The 2,056-nt window shown below is 24.2% G+C and carries 2 protein-coding genes; one reads left to right on the top strand and one right to left on the bottom strand.

Annotated elements, in window-relative coordinates:
• A partial coding sequence (locus QK892_RS18315) for a CorA family divalent cation transporter (protein WP_317274984.1) occupies positions 1 to 776 on the top strand: 776 nt, incomplete at its 5' end.
• A gap of 113 nt (positions 777 to 889) precedes the next feature.
• Here the strand turns inward: QK892_RS18315 and QK892_RS18320 are convergent.
• Positions 890 to 1,726 (bottom strand): hypothetical protein, encoded by an 837-nt coding sequence (locus QK892_RS18320; protein WP_317274985.1) that lies wholly within the window; start codon positions 1,724 to 1,726, stop codon positions 890 to 892.
• Positions 1,727 to 2,056 lie beyond the last annotated feature (330 nt).

The following is a 2,056-nucleotide window of genomic DNA, read 5'->3' on the forward strand; positions in this document are numbered from 1 at the left end:
GTATATGTGAAGATAATAATAGTAATAAAGATAAAGAAAATAAAGTATATAATATTCATAGGGATATAAAAATAAAAAATAAGGATATGATAATTCTAAAAATACCAATTTTATCATATGGAGAAGAGGTTATTATTAATTCTCTTATAGATAAAGATAAGTTTATAGTAAATTATTATAATGATGGATTAATAGAATTTATAAGAGAAAAAATATCATTTCGAGATACAGTAAATAAACATATGGTATGTCTTTTTGTCTTTCAATATTTTTCATATTGCTATGATGAAGAATTATTAAAAATAGAAGAAAGAGTAGATGAACTTTTTCAAAGGGCAATTAATGTTGGAGAAGTTGATAATAAAGAAATACTAGAAGTTAAAAAATCTGTATCTGAAATAAAAAAACTTACAACATACTATAAGTCGATGATAACTTACCTAGATGATGAGTTTAGAGGGATAGATTTATATGATAAAGTTTTAATAGTATTAGATAATACATTAAGCTTAGTAGAGCATATAGAAGGGGCTATCTTTTCATGTATTGACGTATATAATTCAGAACTATCAAATAAAATGAACAAGACAATGCAATTACTTACTATTATTACTGTAATATCATTACCTCTAACTATAATGTCAGGTATATTTGGAATGAATTTTCAAAATATGCCATTAATAAATAGTAATGGTGGATTTATTATATCTATTGTTTTCACAGTAGTACTTATGATTATAGAAATTATATATTTCAAAAGAAAGAAATACTTATAAAAATAGAAGCTTATCTTTGCTTTAGATTGATAGGCTTCTATTTTTATTTAGATCTTGATAATTATTAAGTTTTTAACTAGAGTATATTATTTTATTGTAAGGTCTTTAGCTCTTTATTTATTCTGGGAATTTTCCTTCTTTTTAACATCATTATAATAATAGTCTTCTATTTCCTCTGCATAAAGCATAGGTGGACATACAGAAATTAAATGCTTATGCTTACCAATCATATCTTTAACTTTTTTAATTTTTAATACTACTATATTTCTACAAAGCTCCCTAAATTCTAATGGATTTTCTAAAGACTCAAAAATATTTAGTGCTTCAGTTTTTATAAGATATTCGCTTTCAGTAGAAGAGGATCTTAAAAGAACTTTTTTAGACTCTTCAATTATATTTCTAATTTTTTGTTTATTAATACAATCCTTATCGGTTAATTTAACCTTAAGTTTATTAATTAATGTACTATAATAAAGTGTTTCTACTTTAGCAATACAATATTTTAAATGCTCAAGCATTGCTAAGTCAGCAGTATAGGTGACACCTCCAAATGTAAATTTAAAATCCTTAAAGCTAGAATATAATGCTTCAATTAAAGTTAAATATGTGCTCCTGGAATATATACAATCAAGTATTCCCATAAAGTCATGTTGACTAAGTAATGCTAAACTATCTTTTTTTGTTAAATATGACTCAAAAAAACTATAATAACAGCAAAACATAGCTGAAGAAGTATTAACAGAATGATCACATAAATCATCTTGAGTCATTTCACCATCAACTGTGGCAATTATAACCCTTTCTGTTTCCTCTAAAAGAGCCATATTTAAAAAAAATGTATCTAAATATGATAATTTATATTCAGATTTGTCCATAGAATTCCAATAATCCATAAAGTCCAAATAAGCACGCCTATCTTTTTCAATTTCTAAATTGATAACATTGCCCAAAATACCCTCTCCCTTCAGTGGTTAGATTATAGCATCTATGTAAATTTAGGTAAACGAAAAAATATGTGTAATATTGATACTTATTTTTGGCGTTTAATTATTAGTTTACTATATAAATAAAACATTAAAATTTTAGGCTCTGTTTTATTTGAAAGTTGATAATTATTAATTTTTCAACAAGGGTATATTATCTCTATTTCTTATGGAATTATATTCCAAATAAATGCACAATAAAAATATCTACTATTACGCAATTGTAATATATTGTGAACGAAATATGGTTTTAATATTATATAGAAATAATAATTGGTAGGAAGTGGATATAATGGA

The organism is Clostridium lamae (assembly GCF_033043255.1).
In the GTDB taxonomy this organism is placed as follows: Bacteria; Bacillota; Clostridia; order Clostridiales; family Clostridiaceae; genus Clostridium; species Clostridium lamae.